Genomic DNA, 19,621 nt, shown 5'->3' with positions numbered 1-19,621 from the left:
CCACGCGCGGCAATAAAAAACAACATGGAGGATGCGATGCGATCCATTATTTTTCTCGTCAGGGCCGCAGTGGCCGTGGCGTTATGTACGTCAGGCTGGTCTTTGGCCACTGGCGTTGATGCGGATGAGGCGCCCCCGGCCGCGCAAATCGCGGCCGAGGTTCCAGGGTTCGGGACGCCATTGGCAAGCGCCCAGTTGGCGGGCTACCGGGGTGGCTTTGATGTGGTCAACAATGACATGCAATTGAGCGGCACAGTCACCAACAATTCAGCGGTCGATGTGTTGAGCGGCAGTAACTTCATTGCCGACGGCTCGTTTGCCAATGCGAGCGGCATGCCGATGGTGGTGCAGAACTCAGGGTCCAACGTGTTGATCCAGAACGCCACCATCATCAACGTGCAGATGCAGTAAAAGCCATGCGCGTTGCACTTGGATGGATCGTTGCGGCAGCAGCAGCCGCTTGCGCGCCCGCGCAGGCTGACACGATGGAATTGGCTGGTATCGGAGGCCGTTACACGGTTCAGGTTACCAGCTTGAAAGAGGCACGCTTCAAGGCCACCACGCGCCAGCAGTTCGACTTCAGCTGTGGTTCGGCAGCGGTGGCAACGCTGCTCACCTACCACTACAACTACCCGGTGACGGAGCAGTCGGTGTTTGAGGAAATGTTCAAGCGCGGCGACCAAGCGAAGATTCAAAAAGAAGGGTTTTCCATGCTGGACATGAAAACCTATTTGAACGCACACCAATTTCAGGCCGACGGCTTTGAGTTGCCGCTGGCCAACCTGCTTGACTCCGGCCTGCCAGCCATCGTCTTGATTGCTGACAATGGGTATCACCACTTTGTCGTCGTCAAGGGCATGCGTGACGGTCGGATCTTGATCGGCGACCCCTCCAGCGGCACCCGGGCGGTTTCCCGTGCCACTTTTGAATCTATCTGGGTCAACAAACTGCTGTTTGTGATTCACAACAAACAGGCACAGGCAAAATTCAACGACACCACTGATTGGCTGGTGGCACCCAGAGCACCTTTGGCGGCCGGGGTCAGCCTGGACAGTCTGACCAACGTCACCTTGAGCAAATTTGGTCCCGGCGATTTTTAGCAGATGACACCATCATGAGATATCCGTCCGTCAAGCCGATCAGCCGATGCCTCCTATTGCTGGCTGGGAGCGCGTGCCTTGGCACCGGGCTGGCCGCCGAAGAACGGCAAGCGTTTCGGCCGGACGAATGGGTTGCCGTCAGCGACGAACAACTCGATACCCAACGTGGTGGTTTTGATGCCGGCTCAGGGCTCGCCGTGTCATTCGGGATCATCAGAACCGTCATGGTCAATGGTGACCTGGTCAGCAAGACCAGCTTCAACTTGCCTGATGTGACCAAGATCACGTCGGAGCAAGCCAGACTGGCCAGCGCCGCCATTGCCGATTCGGGCCTGGTGCAAATCGGCCCCAACAACTTTGTCGATACGGGCGTCAGCTCAAGCCTGGCCACCGGAACGCTGATCCAGAACAGCCTGAACGATCAGCAGATACAGACCCTCACCATCATCAACACCGGTGTCAACAGCCTGGTCCTGCTCAAGGCCCTCAACACCCAAACCGTCTTGAATGACGCGCTGCTGGGCGCGGTGGGTAATCGCTGAGGTCGTGCCGTTGCGGGATGTGGGCGGTATGAGCACACCAGTCTCGTTTGACTGCTGCAGCCGAGTACAACAAAATGCATACGAAATCAGGCTGTAGCCCTCATCAACAATACTCCTAACGCTATAATTAGAATAGCGATGTTATGGCTGCCCGCCGCCATACAGCCACGGCAGGTCCAGCAGCGACTCACCCAGCAACTTCATGGCCGCATCGCGCCCCCAGCGCAGGGGCCCGGTGGCATGAAAGATGTGCCCATTGCGAATAGCGCGAGCCTGCACGCGGGCGTTGCGCTGCCAGCGCTGCTTGGCGTACTGGCTCAGCAACACAGGCAAGTCGCGAGGCGTTGCCACCGCTGGGGTCGCGCCCGTGCGGGCCAGCGCCCGGCCCAATGCAGCCGCGTCTTCAATCGCCATGCCTGCGCCCTGCGCCAGATACGGCAGCATGGGGTGGGCTGCGTCGCCCAGCAGTGCCACCCGCCCCTGCGCCTGCTCGTGCGCGCCGCGCATGGGCGCGCGGATGCTCAGGGGCCACAGGCGCCACTGGTCAATGGCATGAATCAAATCTTGCAAGGGAGCGCAGGTGGCGGCCAGGTGGCGTTGCAGCTCAAAGGCATTGGCGCTGTGGTCCCAATGCTCGGCGTCGCCCACCGTGCTGCCCTGCACGATGGCCACCACGTTGAGCCAGTCGCCACCGCGCACGGGGTACTGCACCACATGCAAGCGGGGACCGAGCCAGGCGGTGACCTGCTGCGAGCGCAAGCGCTCGGGCAGGCAGCTTTGGGGAAGGAGCGCGCGGTAGGCCAGGTGCCCGGTGGCAATCGGCTTGCCATCGTGGAGCATTTGCTCGCGCACCGCGCTCCACAAGCCATCCGCACCGACCAGCAAGTCACCCTGCGCTGCGCGCCCATCGGCCAACTGCAACACCACGTCGTGCTCGCGCTGCAAAAAACCAGCGGCCGCACTGCCCGCATAAAGCCGCACGCCGGTCTGGCGCTGCAAGGCACGGTGGAGCAAGGTGTGCAGGTCGGCCCGGTGAATCGTTGCATAGGGAAAGCCGTAGCGCGCCTGCGCAGCGGCACCGAGCGTCAAGACGCCCAGTTCGGAACCCGAGGTTGCGCTGCGCACCTGCAGGCGGTCCGGGAACGCTGCCACACGTGCCAGCGCGTCCGTCAAGCCCCAGTCATGAAGCACGGCCGTCACGTTGGGGCCCAGCTGTATGCCGGCCCCAACCTCGGAAAACTCACGGGCACGCTCGAACACGTCAACCTCCAGGCCGGCGCGCGCGCAAGCCAGCGCGGCGGCCAAACCACCAATGCCCCCGCCCACAATCAAGGCCTTTTCAGTCATGTGCTTCTGCCTTTATCGCAATTTAGCGATCACCGAGGTCGGCAGCACCGCCATGAGTCTGGCCACCACGCTCCAGGGCCAGCGCGGCACGGTCGCCTGCTGAACCTGGCGCTCAATCAAATCCACCAGTAATTTGCCGCCTCGCTCGACCCCAATCACGAACGGGCGGCTCTTGGCGCCGCGGTTGATCGGTGTGTCAATGAAGCCCGGCGACAGGGTGGTGACCACGATCGGGCTGCTGTGGGTCTCGGCCCGCAGCGATTCCAGATACGTGGTGACTGCCGCTTTGGACGCGCCATAAACGCCGCCAGCGGGCATGCCACGAAAGGCCGCCACCGAGCTGATGCCGACCAGGTGGCCGTGGCCCTGCGCCTTGAACTGATGCATGGCGGCGTCCACCGTCGCCATGAAACCGATGACATTGGTATTGATGGTGTCACGCACCCGGTCAAACGGCAGCTTGCCAATGGCGCCATGATGCCCAATGCCGGCATTGGCCACGACGATGTCGAGCGAACCCAATTGCGCGCTGGCCTGGGCCAGCACCTGGACAACCGACAGCTCATCGGTCACGTCCAGTGCAGCCACAAACACCGGGCCGCCGCCACTGGCAGCCAACTCGGCCTGCAGCTCCTTTAGCACGTCCAGGCGGCGTGCCGTCAGTGCCAAGCAGTAGCCTCGCCGTGAGAACTCGATCGCCATCTGGCGCCCAAGGCCCGAGGAGGCGCCGGTGATGAATACGCTTTTGGCAGCACCCTGCGGATCACGCTTGCTAGCCGGTTTTTGTTGAGTCATGGTGGGTAGCCGCTGCTGAGTTGCAGCATGTAGAGAAAAGACAGAGGATTGTGCATGGTTGGCCAGGGATTTAACCCCACTGGCATATCCGTATTGTGCGCACGCCTTGCGAGCATTTGACGCGGCCGCTATCCTGCTAATTTTTGGAGGTTCATCATGACACGACTGACAGCGCAAGACTTTGACCAGGAACTGCTGATTTTGTTTGATGCCTACGTGCATGGCGCCATTGACCGGCGCGGTTTTCTGGAAGGCGCGCAAAAGTTTGCCGTGGCGGGCATGACGGCAGGCATGTTGCTGACGGCGCTGAGCCCGAATTTTGCGCAGGCCCAACAAGTACCCCCAGACGACAAGCGGCTCAAGACCGAGCGCGTGTCATACCCCTCCCCGGCTGGCAATGGCACGGTCAACGGTTACCTGGTCCGTCCGGCCAACGTCAGCGGCGCGCTGCCCGCCATCCTGGTGGCGCATGAAAACCGCGGCCTCAACCCCCACATTGAGGACATCGCGCGGCGCCTGGCGCTGGACGGCTTCATGGCCTTTGCCCCGGACGCCTTGACCCCGCTGGGCGGTTACCCCGGTGACGAAGACAAGGCGCGCGAACTGTTTGCGAAGCTCGATCAGGGCAAGACCCGAGAAGATTTTTTGGCCGGCGCGCGCTACCTGAAAAAACGGCCCGACTGCAACGGCAAACTCGGCGTGGTGGGCTTTTGCTGGGGCGGCGGTGTGGCGCATGTGCTGTCCACGCAGCTGCCCGAGCTGGATGCGGCGGTGTCGTTCTATGGCAACCACCCACCCGCCGAAGATGCAGCCAAGGTCAAAGCCCCGCTGCTGATTCACTTTGCCGGCGTCGACGAGCGCATCAACGCCGCCTGGCCCGCGTATGAGGCCGCGCTCAAGGCCGCTGGGGTGCGCTACACGGCGTATCAGTATGCCGGCACGCAACACGGCTTCAACAACGACACCACCCCGCGCTTTGACGCCGCCAGCGCCAAACTGGCTTGGGAACGGACCGTGGCGTTCTTCGAGAAAACCCTGCGCGCCTAGACCGCGCCAGAGGCTACCCCGGCCGCTGTCCAGGCCTCAACGCGCGCGGCGGTGCGGCAGCTTGGGGTGATCGGCCAGTTGGCAGGCACGGCGGTAGGCCTGCAATGTCTTCTGGGCATGGCCCAGCACACTGTCGTGCGCGTAAGCACTCGCGCCCATCGGCATGCCTGAAGAGAATCCCGTGAGCAGCGCAATGCCTTCGCTGGCGTGTTCGGCGGTGTAGATGTGAAACAGGCCCTGCGCCACCGCGTCGACTAGGCTGCGCTCCAGCATCAGGTGGTGCCGGTTGCGCTGCGGGATCAGCACCCCTTGCCTGCCATCGAGCCCGGCTTTTTCACAGATGCGGAAGTAGCCCTCGACCTTCTCGTTGACCCCGCCCACCGGCAACACTTCCCCATGCTGATTGACCGCACCGGTAACGGCAATGCCCTGCTTGAGCGGCAAGCCAGAGAGCGACGACAGCACCGCATACAGTTCGGCGCACGAGGCCGAATCCCCCTCGATGCCGTGATACTCCTGCTCAAACACGATGGAGGCATTGAGCGCCAGCGGCGCAATGTGGGCAAACAGTGCCGACAGATAACTGTGCAGGATGAGCACGCCCTTGTCGTGGATGGGGCCGGACATTTCCACCTCGCGCTCGATGTTGAGCAGGCCCTCACTGCCGGCATAGGTGCGCGCCGTCACCCGCACCGGAACGCCAAAGCGGTAGTCACCCAGGTCGATTTGCGACAGGCCGTTGAGCTGACCGATTTTCTCGCCCTGCAGGCTGATCAGCCACTCACCCTCTGTGATGGCTTCCTGCATGCGCTGGTCCGGGTAGTCGTGGCGCAGCTTGCGCGCCTGCAAGGCGGACTCAATGTCGGCGGCTTCAACCAGCGTGCCCGCGCGCATGCGGCACACCGTGGCGGCTTCGATCACCAAAGCCTCGGTGTGGGCGAAGATCGCGCTCTGGCGCAACTGGTCGTCCACTTCGCGGTGCGAATCCTCCAGCAGACGCGCCACTGCTGAAGCCGAAAAATGCGGCAAACCCAAGCGAGCCGCTGTGTGGGCCACAAAAACGGCGGAGGCGTTATAGGTCTTGGCATTCGCCAAAAAGCTCTCGGCAAAGTCCACCTTGACGCGAAAACGCCGCGCAAACTCGGGGTCGGCCTCCTGCAATTCGTAGTACTGCTCGGTGGAGCCGATCAGCACAATCTTGACGTCCACATCCACCGCCTCGGGTGCCAGTGACACGGCCGCCATTGGCGTGAACATCTGGCTCGGCTCTTCAATCTGCAAGCGGCCGCTGCGCGTGAAGCGCCGCAACTTCTCCCACACCAATTCGTCGGCCAGCAGGTCGCGCACATGCAGCAGCAAGAAGCCGCCATGCGCCTTGAGCAGGCTGCCCGCTCGGATATGGGAGAAATCGGTCACCAGCACATCTTCTTCGGGCTGGTACTCAATGCTGCCAAACAGCGCATGGAACGACGGATTGTCCTCGACGAGCACCGGCGCCCCCCTCACGCCCTCGTTGTCCACCAACAGGTTCACCCGGTAGCGGGACAGAACGGCGGCCAGTTCCTCTATGCGCAACTCTTCATCTTCATCGGAGGGCCGGAACAAATCCAGGTTGTCCAGCACATCCTTGATCACCTGCGCCAGATAGTCGCCCAGCGGGGCTGCTTCCTGGGTCTGCTTGTCCAGGCTGGCACGAATGTCTTGCACTTCGCGTTCCAGCAGCGGCCGGGCGACCTGACGCCGCAGGGCGTCCAGGCCTTCATTCTTGACGCGCTCTATGGGGCGGGTCTTGTCCAGAAAGCGGGCGATTTCTTCACGCAATTCCTGCTCAGACTGGTCGATCTGTGCCCGGCGCTCTTTGGGCAAGGAGCGCGCCTCGGCTTCGGTCAGTGCGTTGCCTTTGTCACCCAGCAAGGTGAACACCAAATGTCCATTCTCCCGGTACAGGGCAAAGCTTCGGGCCTCGGCGAAGGCGTCGAGTTCGGCATAGGCCTTGGCTTGTTCGACCTTGTACATTTTTTCAATGTGGGCGCTCTCGGCCTTGAAGTCGGGTCCATCGAGCCGCTGGGGTATTTCCTTTTGCAGCGTCTTGCACATCTGCATCATCAGCTGGCGCAACAGGCGCCCTTGTCCGGGTGGCAGGCGCAGCGCACGGGGTCTGTCAGGCGTGTCAAAGTTGTGCAGGAAGCACAAGTCGGGCGGCACCGCCTTGCTGGCAGCTACCTCAACCATCAACTGCTGCAATAAAGAAGACCGCCCGCTGCCCACCTCACCCAGCACAAACAGGTTGTAGTCGGGTTGCGCCATACCCAGACCGAAGCGCGCGGCCGTTTGAGCCCGTGCCTGCCCAATCCAGGGCAGCGGGTGCTGCATCAGCTCAGAAGTGTCTGAGAAGCCGAGGGATTCAGCCGCGATGGTGACGCGAAGATCGCCGGGAGTCAGAGTGCAAATAGCCATGGTGGTCAAAGCTCGCGGGTTGGCGTTCATCAAATGTCAGATGGCTGGCGCGTTTGATTGGCAGTTTGACGACATTGGCGACAAAGGTTTTGACATTGCGCATGCTTGTCCTTCCATGGGATGGCCCAATATGGTCAGAATGATTCCATTTTCGGTCCTCGACCTCTCCCCTATCGTGCAAGGCGGCGACGCTGCGCAGTCGTTTCGCCACACCCTTGACTTGGCCCGCCGCGCTGAAGCCTGGGGCTACCAGCGCTACTGGCTGGCCGAGCATCACGGCATGCCCGGAATTGCCAGCGCAGCCACCGCCGTGCTGATCGGCCATGTGGCAGGTGGCACCACCAGCATTCGGGTCGGAGCTGGCGGCATCATGCTGCCCAACCATTCGCCGCTGGTCATTGCCGAGCAGTTTGGCACGCTGGAGTCGCTCTACCCGGGCCGCATTGACCTCGGGCTGGGCCGCGCGCCTGGTTCAGACCAGACCACCGCGCGCGCCCTGCGCCGAAATCTGGGCTCGGACCCGGACCAGTTCCCACGCGATGTGATTGAGCTGATGGATTATTTTTCGCCGGAATCGATGAATCCGGTGCACGCCGTGCCGGGCCAGGGTTTGAATGTGCCGATCTGGATTCTCGGCTCGAGCCTGTTTGGCGCCGAACTGGCCGCCGTGTTGGGTCTGCCTTATGCCTTTGCCTCACACTTTGCGCCGCAGCAGATGATGCAGGCAGTGGCGCTGTACCGGGCCAACTTCCGGCCATCAAAGCAGTTGGCCAAACCCTATGTCATGCTGGGCTTTAACGTGTTCGCCGCCAACAGCGACGCAGAAGCAGCATTACAAGCCACCTCCATGCAGCAAGCTTTTGTGAACCTGCGCAGCGGTCGCCCGGCCCGACTGCCCCCGCCAATCGCCGACTACCCCAATCGCGTGGGCCCGGCGGAGCGTGCCTTGCTGGAGAGCGTCTTGTCATGCTCGGCCATTGGGGCACCGGGCACGGTGCGCGCCAGCCTCAACGCCTTCATTGAACGTACCGGCGCCGATGAGCTGATGATCACGTCGCAGATTTTTGACCATGCGGCGCGACTGCGCTCCTACGAGATCACGTCCGGCATTTTTTCTGATTGAAAGGAGCGACCATGAGCGACGATTCGACTGAGACCAAAGCCCCGCGCAGCATCTGGATGCGAGGCCTGTTGATGATTTTGATGGCTGTGGCCTACCAATTGGCGAGCACCCTGCTGTTATTCGTGGCGATCATCCAGTTCATTCTGGTGCTGGTCAGCGAAACACCCAACCCGCGCTTGTCGGCGTTTGGTCGCAGTTTGGGACGCTACCAGGCTCAGAATGCAAACTTTGTCAGCTTTGCGTCGGAAGAGCTGCCATTTCCATTTACCGACTGGCCCGCGAGCGATCAGTTGATGTCCAAGTGAATTCGAAGCCAGTCGCACCGGAACTGTTACCGATTCGAGCGTGGCTTTGACACCAGTCGTGTCCCTGCCAGCACGTCGTGCCAGAACTGTTGCTGCGGTTGCAGGCGGCTCAAAATTGCCCAAATTACCACCCAGCCAGCCACGATCACGGCAGATTCAGCGCCAGACAGTTTGAAGGGGGCAACGGCCGCCAAGGCTGGCAAAAACCAGAGCCAGCTGAGCACATAGCGCAGCAAAGCACGCGCCTGCGTGATGGGCTGACCGGCACGATCCACCACCTGGATGTTCCAGGTTTTCATGGCCAGGGTTTGACCTTTGGCCCAGAACCAGACGAAATAGATGCCAAAAACGACAAATAGAAACGCCTGCAACGCATGCCGGTTGTCCATCGCATTGCGCGTTTGACTCAGGGTGCCGAACAGGTAGCCGGCGATGAAGACCACGCCAAATATCAGCATGCCCTCATAGAGCCAGCAGGCCATGCGCCGGGCCAGAGACGGGGTTTCCATTCAGTTTTACTGCGTGGGCTTTGGCTGAGGCAGCGGCTTGGTCTGCGGCAACAGGGTATTGCGATTCACTGATTGACTGATGGCAGGGACCTCAGACGCTTGCCTTGTTGTTGGCTTGCGCAAGGGAATCTTGGTCAACTTGTCAGGCGCGACAGGCTTGGCAGCGGTTGCCGCACCAGCGGGCTTGGGCGGGGCTGACTTCGCCATTTTTTGTTTTTCTTCAGGACTGAGCGCTTGGTAGGCTTCCCAAGTGGCGGCCTTCTGGGTCGCACTGATCTGCTTTGATTGGGCAAAGTTCAACCGGGCCTGGTCGCGCTGTTTTGGGCTGAGCGACGCCCACTCGGTCATGCGACTGTGCAGCTTGGCCTGCTCTGGCGGCGCCAGGGCTGAATAATTCGCGGCCAAGGCGATCCATTTGCGCTTTCGGGCACTGTCCAGAGAACTCCAGTGGGCCGCCAGCGGCCTGAGCGACACCTGTTGTGCGGGCGTCAAATCTTGCCAGGTCGGTTGAGAAGACGTCATCGGGGTATTTGACGCTTTGGTCACTGCTGGCGGGTTGACCCGCTTGACGGCCGAGGTGGCCTGCAGGGGCGTGGCTGCCACACCCTGGGCCAAAGCGTCAGAGGTGACTATGCTCAACGCCAGGAAGCAAAGAATGGCACCAAAACGCAGCACACCGGTCGTGAATGGGCCACTGAGCCGGCTGCTAACACGCGTGAAGCTCGACATAAGTGAAATTTACCGCTCCTGAACGGAATTGATTTTGAGAAACTGGGAAAACCCCGGGTCGGCATAGGCGGATGGCGGCAAGTCATCAGTCAGCAGCGCTGCGTCAATTTCGGCCAACTCGCTGGCACGGTTGTCATCCTGAATGACATCGATGGCGATCAGGCCCATAACCAGGGCCACCAGTGGAAGAGCCGCAGCCAACCGACCCCACCAGCCGACGTGCTCTTGGCCCAACGTGACGCTCCCAGCGCTACCCGACACCGCCAAGCGGGTCACCGCCTGCTTGGGCGCCACCTTGCGTTGGCCCACGGCCTGCACCCGAGCCGCGCGCAGGCGCTCCGAGATGTCATGGGGAAGACTGTCGGCGGCCTCCGACAAGCGCGCGGTGATGCGCAAACCCAAACGATCTTGTGCTAATTGATTTTGATATTGATCCGAATTGCTCATAGTGTGATTCCCTTCGCCCTCAAGGCTTTGCCGAGAGCCTGAACTGCCCGCGAACAGTGCGTTTTGACACTGCCCTGCGAACACCCCATAGCCGCAGCAGTCTCTGCCACGTCCAACTCCTCCCAGTAACGCATCAGGAAGGCTTCGCGTTGACGCCCTGGCAGCTCCTGGATTTCGCTTTCAATTTCACGCAAGGTCTGTGCCCGCTGGGTGGATGTCTCCGCGCTTTCCGTCTGGTCTGAGTGGCTCAGTGTGTTTAAAGTTTCCAGAAGGTCAAAATCGCCATCTTCGCCCGCCGATTCAAAATCACTCATGTTGGAGAACAGCGCCGTGCGGGTCTTTTGGCGGCGAAACCAGTCGAGCGTGCAGTTCGACAGAATGCGCTGAAACAGCATCGGCAACTCGGCCGCCGGCTTGTCCCCATAATGCATGGACAGCTTCATCATGCTGTCTTGCACAATGTCAAGCGCAGATTCCACGTTGCGGACATGGTAAACCGATCGCTTGAAAGCGCGCTTTTCAACGCCTTTCAGAAAGTCGGAAAGTTCTTGTTCAGTGGCCAAGAGGTGTCTGCCTTGCGGCGGTGGTGAGGCGTTGAAAAGCGATGGAAACCGGTTGACGAAGCGTCAAAACCGCGAATTATCTCACCCAGTGACTTGCCTTTACGGCAACGGGCACAGCATCCAATGGCTCCAATGCCATAATGCGCCTTGCAAATTAAAAGGCAAACGGGTCACGGTCCGGCGCAAGAATCACTGCGCCCATGGCTTTGGCTTTAAGTTCCCCACAAGTGTTTGCGAAGGAGCACCCAAGGTTTTTCGTCAGAGAAATTCACAAAGGTTCATCATGGAATTATCAAAAGCCCGAAGCGCTTCGGCAGCGGCCAAGTCCGCAGCAAACAGCCAAACACCCACGACCCCAGTCAACTCACCCGTTGTTGCTTCAGACGAGCACGAACTGCGGGGTGCCGAGATTCTCGTCAAAGCCTTGCAGGCCGAAGGCGTGAAATACATCTGGGGTTATCCCGGCGGCGCCGTGCTGCATATTTACGACGCACTGTACAAGCAGGACACCATGCAGCACATTCTGGTGCGCCACGAGCAGGCGGCAGTTCACGCAGCCGATGGCTACGCGCGCGCCACCGGCGAGGTCGGCGTCGCCCTGGTGACCTCCGGGCCCGGTGTCACGAACGCGGTGACCGGCATTGCCACAGCCTATATGGACAGCATCCCGATGGTGATTGTGTCGGGGCAAGTACCCACCAGTGCCATCGGCATGGACGCTTTTCAGGAGTGCGACGCCGTGGGCATCACACGCCCGGTCGTCAAACATAATTTCCTGGTCAAGGACGCACGCGATCTGGCCGAGACCATGAAGAAGGCTTTTCACATCGCGCGCAGCGGGCGACCTGGCCCGGTGCTGGTCGATATCCCGAAAGACGTTTCTTTCAAGAAAGTGCATTACGCGGGCTACCCTGCCACGGTGGAGATGCGCTCCTATAACCCGGTGCGCAAGGGTCATGGCGGGCAGATCCGAAAGGCCCTGCAACTGCTGCTGGCGGCCAAGCGGCCTTTTATCTACACCGGTGGCGGCGTGCTACTCAGCAACGCCACCGCCGAGTTGCGCGCGCTGGTTGATATGCTGGGCTACCCTTGCACCAACACCCTGATGGGCTTGGGCGCCTACCCGGCCAGTGACAAGAAATTCCTCGGCATGCTGGGCATGCACGGGACGATCGAGGCCAACAGCGCGATGCAACATTGCGACGTGTTGCTGGCCATCGGCGCCCGCTTTGACGACCGTGTCATCGGCAACCCCAAGCACTTCGCCCAAAATGAACGCAAGATCATTCACATCGACATCGATCCGTCGAGCATCTCCAAACGCGTCAAAGTTGATATTCCCATCGTGGGCGACGTCAAAGAGGTGCTGACCGAGATGATCGCCATGATCAAGGAAGGTGCAACCAAGCCCGATGGCGACGCCCTGGGCGCCTGGTGGGACACGATTGAAGGCTGGCGCAAGCGCGATTGCCTCAAATACGACCACGGCAAGAACGATGTCATCAAGCCGCAGTTCGTCATTGAAACGCTCTGGAATATGACCAAGGATGCGGATACGTACATCACCTCCGACGTGGGGCAACACCAGATGTGGGCGGCGCAGTACTACCGCTTCGACGAGCCACGGCGCTGGATCAATTCCGGCGGCCTGGGCACCATGGGCGTGGGCATTCCCTATGCCATGGGCATCAAAATGGCCAAGCCCGACAGCGAGGTGTATTGCATCACGGGCGACGGCTCGGTGCAGATGTGCATTCAGGAGCTCTCCACCTGCTTGCAGTACAACACCCCGATCAAAATTCTGTCTCTCAACAACCGTTACCTTGGCATGGTGCGCCAATGGCAAGAAGTTGAATACGAAGGTCGCTACAGCCACAGTTACATGGACGCGCTGCCCAACTTCGTGAAACTGGCTGAAGCCTATGGCCACGTCGGCATGCTGATCGAGCGCGCGCAAGACGTGGAGCCGGCCCTGCGCGAAGCGCGCAAGCTCAAGGACCGCACCGTTTTCATGGACATCCGCACCGATCCCACCGAGAACGTGTTTCCCATGGTGAAAGCCGGTAAGGGCCTTACCGAGATGTTGCTTGGCTCTGAAGATCTTTAATCCACCTTAACTTTGGACGAATCTATTGTTTGCCAAGCCCTGGGGTTACCGCCCCAGGGGTAGGGCGACGAAAAGAGGAATCACACACTATGAAACACATCATTGCAGTCCTATTGGAAAATGAGCCCGGCGCGCTGTCGCGCGTGGTCGGTCTTTTTTCGGCACGTGGTTACAACATCGAGTCACTGACCGTTGCACCCACGGAAGATGCCAGCTTGTCGCGCATGACGATTCAAACCACTGGGTCTGACGAAGTCATCGAACAGATCACCAAGCATTTGAACCGCCTGATTGAGGTGGTCAAGGTCGTTGATCTGACTGAAGGGGCTTACACCGAGCGTGAGTTGATGATGGTGAAAGTGCGTGCAGTGGGCAAGGAGCGCGAAGAAATGAAGCGCATGGCGGACATTTTCCGCGGCCGCATCATTGACGTCACGGAGAAAAGCTACACCATAGAATTGACCGGCGATCAGACAAAGAACGACGCGTTCTTGCTGGCTATTGAGCGGGGTGCCATATTGGAAACCGTTCGCACCGGGTCGAGCGGCATCGGTCGCGGCGAACGTATTTTGCGAGTTTAATTTTTTACAACGGAGAGAGATATGAAAGTTTTTTACGACAAGGACTGTGATCTGAGCCTGATCAAAGGCAAAACGGTTGCGATCATTGGCTACGGCAGCCAGGGCCATGCCCACGCCCAGAATCTGAACGACAGCGGCGTGAAAGTGGTAGTTGGCTTGCGCAAAGGTGGTGCTTCCTGGGCCAAGGTCGAAAAGGCAGGCCTCAAAGTGGCTGAAGTAGCAGATGCCGTCAAGGCCGCGGACGTGGTCATGATCTTGTTGCCCGATGAGAACATTGCAGCGGTCTACAGCAATGCTATTGAGCCCAATATCAAGAAAGGCGCCTCGCTGGTGTTTGCGCACGGCTTCAACGTGCATTACGGCTTGGTAACGCCGCGTGCCGATCTGGATGTCTGGATGGTCGCGCCCAAGGCGCCAGGCCATACGGTGCGTGGCACCTATGCGCAGGGCGGCGGCGTACCGCACCTGATTGCCATCCATCAAGACACGTCGGGGCGTTCGCGCGACCTGGCGCTGAGCTATTCGATGGCCAATGGCGGCGGCAAAGCCGGCATTATTGAAACGACTTTCCGCGAAGAAACCGAGACGGATCTGTTCGGTGAACAGGCTGTTTTGTGCGGCGGCACAGTAGAGCTCATCAAAGCCGGTTTTGAAACCCTGGTCGAGGCCGGTTATGCCCCTGAGATGGCCTACTTTGAGTGCCTGCACGAACTCAAGCTGATTGTGGACATGATTTATGAAGGCGGCATCGCCAACATGAACTACTCCATCTCCAACAACGCCGAGTACGGTGAATACGTCACTGGCCCCAAGATCATTACCAGCGCCAGCAAGGACGCCATGCGCCAGTGCCTGAAAGACATCCAGACCGGCGAATACGCGAAAAGCTTCATCCTGGAAAACAAGGCCGGCGCGCCGACCCTGTTGAGCCGTCGCCGCTTGACTTCCGAGCACCAAATTGAGCAAGTGGGCGAAAAGCTCCGTGCCATGATGCCTTGGATCAAGAAGAACAAACTGGTCGACCCGACCCGCAACTAAGGCGTACGACGCTCCCAACAAAGGCCACTTCAGTGGCCTTTGTTACTATGAAGGTCAGGAGACCCATTCTATGCATGACGGAAACGATTCAGACTTCGCGCAAGGCGACGCCATCGTGGTGAGAAAGCGCCGCAAGGGCATTTATGTTCTGCCCAACCTGTTCACGCTGGCGGCGCTTTTTGGCGGTTTTTACGCCATTGTCATGGCCATCAGCGGCCGCTTTGACCTGGCGGCCATCGGTGTTTTTTGTGCCATGGTGCTCGACAGCCTCGACGGTCGCATCGCGCGCATGACCAACACGCAAAGCGCTTTTGGCGAGCAGATGGATTCGCTCTCGGATATGGTGTCCTTTGGTGCCGCGCCCGCCATCATCTCCTATGTCTGGGCTCTGAAGGGCCTGGGACGCTGGGGATGGATTGCTGCCTTTGTCTATTGCGCGTGCGGCGCCTTGCGGCTGGCGCGCTTCAACGTCAACACCGCAGTGGTGGACAAGCGCTATTTTCAGGGCTTGCCGTCGCCGGCCGCCGCCGCCTTGCTGGCCGGGTTCATCTGGGTCATGACCGACATGGGCATCACAGGTGCCAGCGTGGCATGGCCCACATTTGCGCTGGCCTTGTATGCCGGGCTGACCATGGTGACCAATGTGCCGTTTTACAGCTTCAAGGATGTGCACATGAAAAAGAGCGTGCCGTTCGTCGTGATTGTGCTGATTGCCCTGGGCATTGCAGTGATCAACATCGATCCGCCGCTCGTGATGTTTGGCCTGTTTGTGGCGTATGGCCTGAGCGGCTACGTCATCTACGCTTGGCGCAAGGCCAAAGGTCTGCAGACCAGCGTCATCAGCACGTCGACGGACGAACCGGATGAAAGAGGACTTCATTAGGCAATGAAGTCGGGGGCAGACACGCAGGCGACAAGCCTGGGCGCTAGCGCTCGTCCCCCACGTGACAATGAAGCGCTTGGCAGTCACCCAAAGGACAGACTATGGAAGAACCCATCCTTACCATCGACGAACGCGCAGCGATCAATTCCGGTCGCTGGTTTTCAACCCTGTCGCCTTCCCTGCGACACGATATTCTGCGATGCGCTTACGTCAAACGATACAAGGACGGCGAACTGATCACTGCCCGCGGCGAGCCGCCGGAAGAATGGATTGCCTGTGCGCGCGGCGCGGTGCGCGTCAGCTCCACCTCCATTTCGGGCAAGCAGATCACGCTGACCTATGTAGAGCCGGGCATCTGGTTCGGCGATGTGGCGATCTTCGACGGCGACCGACGCACCCACGATGCCTACGCCCACGGCGAGACCACCATTTTATGTGTCGCGAAAGCCGATTTCAAAAAGATTCTGGCGCACCATGCCGAACTCTACGAAGCCCTTTTGCGCCTGCACGCCCGTCGCATCCGCCAGTTGTACGGTCTGGTGGAGGACCTCAATACCCTGCCGCTGCGCGCACGGCTTGCCAAGCAGTTGTTGCACCTGGTGCGCAGCTACGGCGTGCCCTCGCTCAGCGACGGGCGCGAAATGCGCATCGGCCTGCAATTGGCACAGGAAGAACTGGCGCAATTGCTGGGCGCTTCGCGCCAACGTGTCAATCAGGAACTCAAGTCGATGGAGCGGGAGGAAACCATCCGTATCGAACCGGGTGGTCTGGTCATTCGCAACCGCGACGCCCTGATGCTGATTGCAGACGCCGATAACTGAACCCAAGAAAACACAGTTCCATGAGCAATTTTGAGCATTTCATCGGCACGCAGGCCGTTTCCGACAAACAGGCCTTTGATGTGGTCGCCCTGTCCGCCTGGCTGGACAAGAACCTGCCGGGCTTTGCGGGCCCCTTGACCGTCGAGTCCTTCAAGGGGGGCCAGTCCAACCCCACCTACAAGCTCAACACGCCGACGCAAAGCTATGTCATGCGTGCCAAGCCCGGCCCGGTAGCCAAACTGCTGCCATCGGCGCACGCCATTGAGCGCGAGTTTGCGGTGATGAGCGGCTTGCAGGGCACCGATGTGCCGGTGCCGCGTATGTACTGCCTGTGCGAAGACGAGACGGTCATTGGCCGGGCCTTCTATGTGATGGAATTCATGCCAGGGCGTATTCTGTGGGACCAGACCTTGCCTGGCATGAGCACCCAGGAACGCGGCGCGATTTACAACGAGATGAACCGCGTGATCGCCGCCCTGCACAGCGTCAAGTTCGCCGAACGGGGCCTGTCCTTTTACGGCAAGCCGGGCAACTACTTTGAGCGCCAGATAGGTCGCTGGAGCAAGCAATACGTCGCCTCCGCTACTCAGCCCATTCCTGAGATGGACCAACTCATGACCTGGCTGCCGCAGCACATTCCGGCCATGGCACGGGCCGAGCACATGGTCAGCATCGTGCATGGCGACTACCGCCTGGACAACCTGATGTTTCACCCGACCGAGCCGCGAATCATCGCCGTGCTGGACTGGGAACTGTCCACGCTGGGGCATCCGCTGGCAGATTTCAGCTACCACTGCATGGCCTGGCACATTCCGCCCGGGGCGTTTCGCGGCATTGGCGGGATCGATCTGGCGAGCCTGGGCATTCCGACCGAGGACGAATACATCCGCCTCTACTGCGAGCGCACGGGGCTGGTGAATCCCGATGACCTCAAGGCCGACTGGAACTTCTACATGGCCTACAACCTGTTTCGCATTGCCGCCATCTTGCAAGGCATCGCCAAGCGCGCACAGATGGGCACCGCCGCCAGCGCGCAGGCAGTCAGCTCAGGCGCCGGGGCCAAGCCCCTGGCCCAGATGGCCTGGCAATTTGCACAGAAGAGCTGAAACCGCATCACAGCGAACGATTCGATCCGCGCCCTCACCCACGACTACAACTGGAGATCCCATGGACTTTGACTACTCCCCCAAAACAAAGGAACTGCAAGCGAAATTGCAGGCCTTCATGGATGACTACATCTATCCCGTCGAGGGTGCCTGGCACGCTGAAATTGAGGCCAACACCGCCGCGGGGAAGCGTTGGACCCCACTGGAACTCATTGAAGGTCTCAAAGTCAAGGCTCAGGCGGCTGGCTTGTGGAACCTGTTTTTGCCCGTGGACAGCGCGGCCGCTTCCGGCTATGAGGGCGCCGGTCTGACCAACCAGGAATACGCGCCGCTGGCCGAAATCATGGGTCGTGTGCTGTGGAGCAGCGAAGTGTTCAACTGCTCGGCCCCGGATACCGGCAACATGGAGACGATTGCCCGTTATGGCTCCGAAGAGAACAAGGCGCGCTGGCTCAAGCCCCTGCTGGAAGGCAAGATTCGCTCGGCCTTTGCCATGACCGAGCCTGAGGTGGCATCGAGTGACGCGACCAACATCCAGACCCGCATGGAGCGCGACGGCGATGACTACGTGATCAATGGTCGCAAATGGTGGACCTCCGGCGCCGGTGACCCGCGTTGCGCCATTCACATCGTCATGGGCAAAACCAACCCGCAAGCCGAGCGTCATGCCCAGCAAAGCATGGTGTTGGTCCCCTCCAATACACCTGGCGTCACGGTGGTGCGCTCGCTCAATGTCATGGGCTATGACGACGCGCCGCATGGCCACATGGAAGTGCTTTTTGAAAACGTGCGGGTGCCGGTCAGCAACATCCTGCTCGGTGAAGGCCGCGGTTTTGAAATCGCGCAGGGTCGCCTTGGCCCAGGTCGCATTCACCACTGCATGCGCCTGATTGGCCAGGCCGAGCGTGCGCTGGAGTTGATGTGCAAGCGCGCCGCCAGCCGCGTTGCCTTTGGCAAACCGATTGCCGCACAAACCGTGACGCAGGAACGCATTGCCGAGGCGCGCTGCAAGATCGATATGGCTCGTCTGCTCACCCTCAAGGCCTCCTGGATGATGGACGTGGCGGGCAACAAATTTGCCAAGAACGAGATCGCCATGATCAAGGTCGTGGCGCCGAGCATGGCCTGCCAGGTGATCGACTGGGCGATGCAGGCGCACGGCGGCGCCGGCATGTGCGATGACTTCCCGCTGGCTTATGCCTACACCAACGCCCGCACGCTGCGCTTTGCCGATGGGCCAGACGAAGTGCACCGCAACGCCATCGCCAAGCAGGAATTGCGCAAGTACATGACCACGCCAAAATCAGCTTGATCGCCCCTGGCGCGCAGCGGTTCAGGCGCAGCCGCTGCGCGCACAGATTGCCATTTACTCCTAAATAAATAGCTGTATAAGCTTACCCAACGTGGGCTAGGTCTCTATTTTATATAAATTAGCGGAGATGCTCAGGTCGGCTATTTTGGGTTTGACCTGTGGCGTCAGAGAGGCTCTAAACACGAGTCCAGTCGAGCCGGCGGACAGAATTCTGTCCAAAGCCGAGTGAGATCACATGGCCCACTTACCCAAGCGCCGGCGACGTCAAAGTGCATATTTATTGATCGTTTCGGTTGACAACGCCAGTGTTGTTTGATGGGTAGGTTTGCAGACCCTACACTAGCCCCATGTCATCGCTCTACCTCGACCACTTCGGTCTGTGCAAACCACCATTCCAGATCACGCCGGACCTGGATTTCTTCTTTTCGGGCGGGCGCAGGGGCGACATTCTCTCGGCCTTGCTGCATGTGGCGGCGCATGATGAAGGCATCATCACGCTGGTGGCGGAAGTGGGCAGCGGCAAGACCTTGCTGGCACGCCTGATGATCAGTCGGCTGGGGGCTGAGGTTTGTGCAGTCTATCTGGCCAACCCCTGCTTCAGCCGCGACGAGATCATTGCGGCCATCGCGCGTGATCTGGGCCTGACCGGCTTGAGCGAATCCATGGAAGGCAAGCTGGCGACCTTGCAGCAAGAACTGCTGCGTCGGCACGCTAGCCTGAAGTTCCTCCCTCAAAAAACCGATTTTCCCCTGTGACGGACCCGACAAATGCGGTTCCGCGTTCTGTCTACGTTTTGATCTGCGCGATCA

At 60.0% G+C, this 19,621-nt stretch carries 21 protein-coding genes; 14 read left to right on the top strand and 7 right to left on the bottom strand.

Annotated features, from left to right (window positions below; all coding sequences use genetic code 11):
- Positions 1-36: 36 nt before the first annotated feature.
- Genes GZ093_RS10905 through GZ093_RS10895 form a run of 3 tightly spaced genes read left to right on the top strand, consistent with a single transcriptional unit; the run spans position 37 to position 1,642 of the window.
- Complete coding sequence (locus GZ093_RS10905) at positions 37-411, top strand: hypothetical protein (RefSeq protein WP_296485824.1); 375 nt, start codon at positions 37-39, stop codon at positions 409-411.
- Positions 412-416: 5 nt separating this feature from the next.
- Positions 417-1,100: a C39 family peptidase gene (locus tag GZ093_RS10900; RefSeq protein WP_296485822.1), complete on the top strand. Its 684-nt coding sequence runs from the start codon at positions 417-419 to the stop codon at positions 1,098-1,100.
- Positions 1,101-1,114: 14 nt separating this feature from the next.
- The gene (locus GZ093_RS10895; RefSeq protein ID WP_296485820.1) at positions 1,115-1,642 is read left to right on the top strand and encodes a hypothetical protein; all 528 of its coding nucleotides are present in this window, start codon (positions 1,115-1,117) and stop codon (positions 1,640-1,642) included.
- A gap of 141 nt (positions 1,643-1,783) precedes the next feature.
- Here GZ093_RS10895 and GZ093_RS10890 read toward each other — a convergent pair whose 3' ends face one another.
- Both GZ093_RS10890 and GZ093_RS10885 read right to left on the bottom strand, forming a co-directional pair.
- Positions 1,784-2,989 (bottom strand): FAD-dependent monooxygenase, encoded by a 1,206-nt coding sequence (locus GZ093_RS10890; RefSeq protein ID WP_296485818.1) that lies wholly within the window; start codon positions 2,987-2,989, stop codon positions 1,784-1,786.
- A 12-nt stretch (positions 2,990-3,001) separates the two neighbouring features.
- Complete coding sequence (locus GZ093_RS10885) at positions 3,002-3,784, bottom strand: SDR family oxidoreductase (protein WP_296485816.1); 783 nt, start codon at positions 3,782-3,784, stop codon at positions 3,002-3,004.
- A 156-nt stretch (positions 3,785-3,940) separates the two neighbouring features.
- Between GZ093_RS10885 and GZ093_RS10880 the strand changes: the two genes are divergently transcribed.
- Positions 3,941-4,831 (top strand): dienelactone hydrolase family protein, encoded by an 891-nt coding sequence (locus tag GZ093_RS10880; RefSeq protein WP_296485814.1) that lies wholly within the window; start codon positions 3,941-3,943, stop codon positions 4,829-4,831.
- Between the two features lie 36 nt (positions 4,832-4,867).
- Here the strand turns inward: GZ093_RS10880 and GZ093_RS10875 are convergent, their stop codons facing one another.
- On the bottom strand, positions 4,868-7,288 hold the full coding sequence (locus tag GZ093_RS10875; RefSeq protein WP_296485812.1) for an ATP-binding protein: 2,421 nt from the start codon (positions 7,286-7,288) through the stop codon (positions 4,868-4,870).
- Between the two features lie 139 nt (positions 7,289-7,427).
- Here GZ093_RS10875 and GZ093_RS10870 point away from each other — a divergent pair, with 139 nt between their 5' ends.
- Complete coding sequence (locus GZ093_RS10870) at positions 7,428-8,411, top strand: LLM class flavin-dependent oxidoreductase (protein WP_296485857.1); 984 nt, start codon at positions 7,428-7,430, stop codon at positions 8,409-8,411.
- Positions 8,412-8,422: 11 nt separating this feature from the next.
- A complete protein-coding gene (locus GZ093_RS10865; RefSeq protein WP_296485810.1) occupies positions 8,423-8,716 on the top strand; it encodes a DUF4389 domain-containing protein in 294 nt (97 codons plus the stop codon).
- Positions 8,717-8,742: 26 nt separating this feature from the next.
- Here the strand turns inward: GZ093_RS10865 and GZ093_RS10860 are convergent, their stop codons facing one another.
- The 4 genes from GZ093_RS10860 to GZ093_RS10845 are packed head-to-tail and all read right to left on the bottom strand — an operon-like array spanning position 8,743 to position 10,964.
- Complete coding sequence (locus GZ093_RS10860; protein ID WP_296485808.1) at positions 8,743-9,225, bottom strand: RDD family protein; 483 nt, start codon at positions 9,223-9,225, stop codon at positions 8,743-8,745.
- A gap of 6 nt (positions 9,226-9,231) precedes the next feature.
- Positions 9,232-9,954 (bottom strand): DUF3106 domain-containing protein, encoded by a 723-nt coding sequence (locus GZ093_RS10855; protein ID WP_296485805.1) that lies wholly within the window; start codon positions 9,952-9,954, stop codon positions 9,232-9,234.
- A gap of 9 nt (positions 9,955-9,963) precedes the next feature.
- The gene (locus GZ093_RS10850; RefSeq protein ID WP_296485804.1) at positions 9,964-10,401 is read right to left on the bottom strand and encodes a DUF3619 family protein; all 438 of its coding nucleotides are present in this window, start codon (positions 10,399-10,401) and stop codon (positions 9,964-9,966) included.
- The gene (locus GZ093_RS10845; protein ID WP_296485802.1) at positions 10,398-10,964 is read right to left on the bottom strand and encodes an RNA polymerase sigma factor; all 567 of its coding nucleotides are present in this window, start codon (positions 10,962-10,964) and stop codon (positions 10,398-10,400) included. Before GZ093_RS10845 ends, GZ093_RS10850 begins: the two co-directional genes overlap by 4 nt.
- A 283-nt stretch (positions 10,965-11,247) precedes the next feature.
- On the opposite strand from GZ093_RS10845, the gene GZ093_RS10840 reads away from it, so the two are divergent.
- The 8 genes from GZ093_RS10840 to GZ093_RS10805 all read left to right on the top strand — a co-directional run bounded on the left by GZ093_RS10840 (position 11,248) and on the right by GZ093_RS10805 (position 19,567).
- On the top strand, positions 11,248-13,071 hold the full coding sequence (locus GZ093_RS10840; RefSeq protein WP_296485800.1) for an acetolactate synthase 3 catalytic subunit: 1,824 nt from the start codon (positions 11,248-11,250) through the stop codon (positions 13,069-13,071).
- Between the two features lie 89 nt (positions 13,072-13,160).
- A complete protein-coding gene (gene ilvN / locus GZ093_RS10835) occupies positions 13,161-13,652 on the top strand; it encodes an acetolactate synthase small subunit (protein WP_296485798.1) in 492 nt (163 codons plus the stop codon).
- Positions 13,653-13,673: 21 nt separating this feature from the next.
- Positions 13,674-14,690: a ketol-acid reductoisomerase gene (gene ilvC, locus GZ093_RS10830; RefSeq protein ID WP_296485796.1), complete on the top strand. Its 1,017-nt coding sequence runs from the start codon at positions 13,674-13,676 to the stop codon at positions 14,688-14,690.
- A 70-nt stretch (positions 14,691-14,760) separates the two neighbouring features.
- Positions 14,761-15,573, top strand: a complete 813-nt coding sequence (pssA, locus tag GZ093_RS10825; protein ID WP_296485794.1) for a CDP-diacylglycerol--serine O-phosphatidyltransferase — start codon at positions 14,761-14,763, stop codon at positions 15,571-15,573.
- Positions 15,574-15,674: 101 nt separating this feature from the next.
- Complete coding sequence (locus GZ093_RS10820) at positions 15,675-16,394, top strand: Crp/Fnr family transcriptional regulator (RefSeq protein WP_011465598.1); 720 nt, start codon at positions 15,675-15,677, stop codon at positions 16,392-16,394.
- Between the two features lie 20 nt (positions 16,395-16,414).
- Positions 16,415-17,500 carry a phosphotransferase gene (locus GZ093_RS10815; RefSeq protein ID WP_296485788.1) on the top strand — a complete coding sequence of 362 codons (1,086 nt, stop codon included), beginning with the start codon at positions 16,415-16,417 and terminating at the stop codon, positions 17,498-17,500.
- Between the two features lie 61 nt (positions 17,501-17,561).
- Positions 17,562-18,812, top strand: coding sequence for an acyl-CoA dehydrogenase family protein (locus tag GZ093_RS10810; RefSeq protein WP_296485786.1), 1,251 nt, complete (start codon positions 17,562-17,564; stop codon positions 18,810-18,812).
- Between the two features lie 347 nt (positions 18,813-19,159).
- Positions 19,160-19,567 carry an AAA family ATPase gene (locus tag GZ093_RS10805; protein ID WP_296485784.1) on the top strand — a complete coding sequence of 136 codons (408 nt, stop codon included), beginning with the start codon at positions 19,160-19,162 and terminating at the stop codon, positions 19,565-19,567.
- Positions 19,568-19,621 lie beyond the last annotated feature (54 nt).

Source organism: Rhodoferax sp., assembly GCF_010365055.1.
In the GTDB taxonomy this organism is placed as follows: Bacteria; Pseudomonadota; Gammaproteobacteria; order Burkholderiales; family Burkholderiaceae_C; genus Rhodoferax.
Note: the sequence above shows the minus strand (reverse complement) of the source record. Positions and strands in the feature narration are given on the sequence as shown.

Bases quoted from the DNA above. Each gene is read 5' to 3' on its own strand.
- GZ093_RS10860 (WP_296485808.1), bottom strand. From the start codon at position 9,225: ATGGAAACCCCGTCTCTGGCCCGGCGCATGGCCTGCTGGCTCTATGAG.
- ilvN (WP_296485798.1), top strand. From the start codon at position 13,161: ATGAAACACATCATTGCAGTCCTATTGGAAAATGAGCCCGGCGCGCTG.
- GZ093_RS10905 (WP_296485824.1), top strand. From the start codon at position 37: ATGCGATCCATTATTTTTCTCGTCAGGGCCGCAGTGGCCGTGGCGTTA.
- GZ093_RS10805 (WP_296485784.1), top strand. From the start codon at position 19,160: ATGTCATCGCTCTACCTCGACCACTTCGGTCTGTGCAAACCACCATTC.
- GZ093_RS10885 (WP_296485816.1), bottom strand. From the start codon at position 3,784: ATGACTCAACAAAAACCGGCTAGCAAGCGTGATCCGCAGGGTGCTGCC.
- GZ093_RS10865 (WP_296485810.1), top strand. From the start codon at position 8,423: ATGAGCGACGATTCGACTGAGACCAAAGCCCCGCGCAGCATCTGGATG.
- GZ093_RS10900 (WP_296485822.1), top strand. From the start codon at position 417: ATGCGCGTTGCACTTGGATGGATCGTTGCGGCAGCAGCAGCCGCTTGC.
- GZ093_RS10810 (WP_296485786.1), top strand. From the start codon at position 17,562: ATGGACTTTGACTACTCCCCCAAAACAAAGGAACTGCAAGCGAAATTG.
- pssA (WP_296485794.1), top strand. From the start codon at position 14,761: ATGCATGACGGAAACGATTCAGACTTCGCGCAAGGCGACGCCATCGTG.
- GZ093_RS10880 (WP_296485814.1), top strand. From the start codon at position 3,941: ATGACACGACTGACAGCGCAAGACTTTGACCAGGAACTGCTGATTTTG.
- GZ093_RS10890 (WP_296485818.1), bottom strand. From the start codon at position 2,989: ATGACTGAAAAGGCCTTGATTGTGGGCGGGGGCATTGGTGGTTTGGCC.
- GZ093_RS10820 (WP_011465598.1), top strand. From the start codon at position 15,675: ATGGAAGAACCCATCCTTACCATCGACGAACGCGCAGCGATCAATTCC.
- GZ093_RS10840 (WP_296485800.1), top strand. From the start codon at position 11,248: ATGGAATTATCAAAAGCCCGAAGCGCTTCGGCAGCGGCCAAGTCCGCA.
- GZ093_RS10870 (WP_296485857.1), top strand. From the start codon at position 7,428: ATGATTCCATTTTCGGTCCTCGACCTCTCCCCTATCGTGCAAGGCGGC.
- ilvC (WP_296485796.1), top strand. From the start codon at position 13,674: ATGAAAGTTTTTTACGACAAGGACTGTGATCTGAGCCTGATCAAAGGC.
- GZ093_RS10850 (WP_296485804.1), bottom strand. From the start codon at position 10,401: ATGAGCAATTCGGATCAATATCAAAATCAATTAGCACAAGATCGTTTG.
- GZ093_RS10855 (WP_296485805.1), bottom strand. From the start codon at position 9,954: ATGTCGAGCTTCACGCGTGTTAGCAGCCGGCTCAGTGGCCCATTCACG.
- GZ093_RS10875 (WP_296485812.1), bottom strand. From the start codon at position 7,288: ATGGCTATTTGCACTCTGACTCCCGGCGATCTTCGCGTCACCATCGCG.
- GZ093_RS10895 (WP_296485820.1), top strand. From the start codon at position 1,115: ATGAGATATCCGTCCGTCAAGCCGATCAGCCGATGCCTCCTATTGCTG.
- GZ093_RS10815 (WP_296485788.1), top strand. From the start codon at position 16,415: ATGAGCAATTTTGAGCATTTCATCGGCACGCAGGCCGTTTCCGACAAA.